Genomic DNA, 1,449 nt, shown 5'->3' with positions numbered 1-1,449 from the left:
CACACTGTGGGCTCGAACGAGCCTGGCACGATGGCACCCATGCTTACGTGCTCGCAGTCCGTCGACCCCGGACCTCCGAACAGAGACTCCACCTGCGAGAGCTTGGGGACCCGGACCGCAGCTCCGATGCTCACAGGGTCGTCGCTACGCGGCCGCGACACGTCACCGCGCACTCACCCCCGATGCTCCAGCAGCGCAACTCGCCGCGGCGATCGGGCTGCGCCAGGCTGTCGCAGATCCCAGCACCAGATCTCACCCGCGGCGTCGCGCGCACAGCCGTCACCGGGCCCAACATCGATGTCGATGGCGCGATCGAACACGAGCTGGGCGCTCTTGGTCTCGTAGCCCCAGCACCTGACCTCGCCCGCTGCCGAGCGGACGCAGATGTCGTCGTTGACCGCGATCTCGACGATGGGGACCCCTCCGAACACATCGGCGTTTGTGGGGCTACGTCGCGCGTCCACCCTTCTCGCAAGACCACCGCCGACACAACTTTCGGCGTGCATCCGGTCTGCGAGGTCCCTGCACCCGGCGAGTCGCTCGCCGAAGTCGGTGGCGTCAATGTACACGCCGGGCCGGCGATCGACGGTCGAGATCGACGACGACTCGAGCGACTATGCCGGTACGTCGCGCGACCGCCAGTCGCTCAGGAGCGGCTCGAGCTCACTCCCGAGCGCCAGCGTCTGGTGTATCGGTTCAAACACGCCTGGCGCGATGGCACGCACGCGGTGGTGCTGCACCCTCATGATCTCATCGCGCATTTTGACTACCGCAAGAGCAAGCTCGGCATGGCCGGCCGCTGAAAGTTGGTGTTCAGTCGAACGGTGAGCAGCACCCGCTCGCTTGGGCTGGACACCTCGAACAGATCGAGTCTCAATCACGGCATGCGTCGCGGTCGTCACCGAACCCGCCGAGTCCTGCTGTTGGGGGTGGCCTCCGCATGCTCGCCCGTGTTGCCGCCGGCCGCCCCGAGGCACGAGCCCGAGGCCTCCGTCACCGTGGCCTCCGTCACCGTGGCCGAGCCCGCAGCCACGTCGGTGACGTCGTTCCTGGTCGGCAACGGCGCTGGGCTCTGCCGGTACAGCTTGGCGGGTGAGCTGCTAGCCCGTGCCCGCGCCACTTACAGCTTCTCAGACGCGATCCCGACGTGCTCGATCCCAGCCTCGCGCGCAGCAGACATGACGTCGATCCCCGATCCATACGCAACCTTGTCATCAGCCTTCACGGCAGCACGCTCGGCGGCCTCGACCTCGGCCCAGTAGCGCCGGTAGTGTGCGATCTGTACGCGCAGCTCGATCGGCTCCCCGCGCAGCCGTCGAGCCTAGCAGCCCGTGGTGCAATGCATCGCGTCGCCTCGCGCCGGAATTTTCGGCGAGGGCGAGGAGCCGAAACGCAGCTGTACCGGATGGGATGAGAAGGCCGCCCCCCATGGCCGCCGGGATGTCACTC

General features: G+C 67.5%; 4 protein-coding genes. 1 reads left to right on the top strand and 3 read right to left on the bottom strand.

What is annotated here, in order from left to right:
* Nucleotides 1-173: 173 nt before the first annotated feature.
* Complete coding sequence (locus DB30_RS42655; protein WP_052559521.1) at nucleotides 174-431, bottom strand: hypothetical protein; 258 nt, start codon at nucleotides 429-431, stop codon at nucleotides 174-176.
* Between the two features lie 69 nt (nucleotides 432-500).
* Between DB30_RS42655 and DB30_RS42650 the strand changes: the two genes are divergently transcribed.
* Nucleotides 501-803, top strand: coding sequence for a transposase (locus DB30_RS42650; protein WP_052559519.1), 303 nt, complete (start codon nucleotides 501-503; stop codon nucleotides 801-803).
* A 95-nt stretch (nucleotides 804-898) separates the two neighbouring features.
* Here the strand turns inward: DB30_RS42650 and DB30_RS40810 are convergent, their stop codons facing one another.
* Nucleotides 899-1,060, bottom strand: a complete 162-nt coding sequence (locus DB30_RS40810; protein WP_165704194.1) for a hypothetical protein — start codon at nucleotides 1,058-1,060, stop codon at nucleotides 899-901.
* Between the two features lie 60 nt (nucleotides 1,061-1,120).
* Entirely contained in the window at nucleotides 1,121-1,225 is a 105-nt protein-coding gene (locus tag DB30_RS40805; protein ID WP_165704193.1) for an ExbD/TolR family protein, read from the bottom strand.
* Between the last annotated feature and the right edge of the window lie 224 nt (nucleotides 1,226-1,449).

Source organism: Enhygromyxa salina (assembly GCF_000737335.2).
GTDB classification, from domain to species: domain Bacteria; phylum Myxococcota_A; class Polyangia; order Nannocystales; family Nannocystaceae; genus Plesiocystis; species Plesiocystis salina_C.
This window is presented reverse-complemented; position numbering and strand designations above follow the sequence as displayed.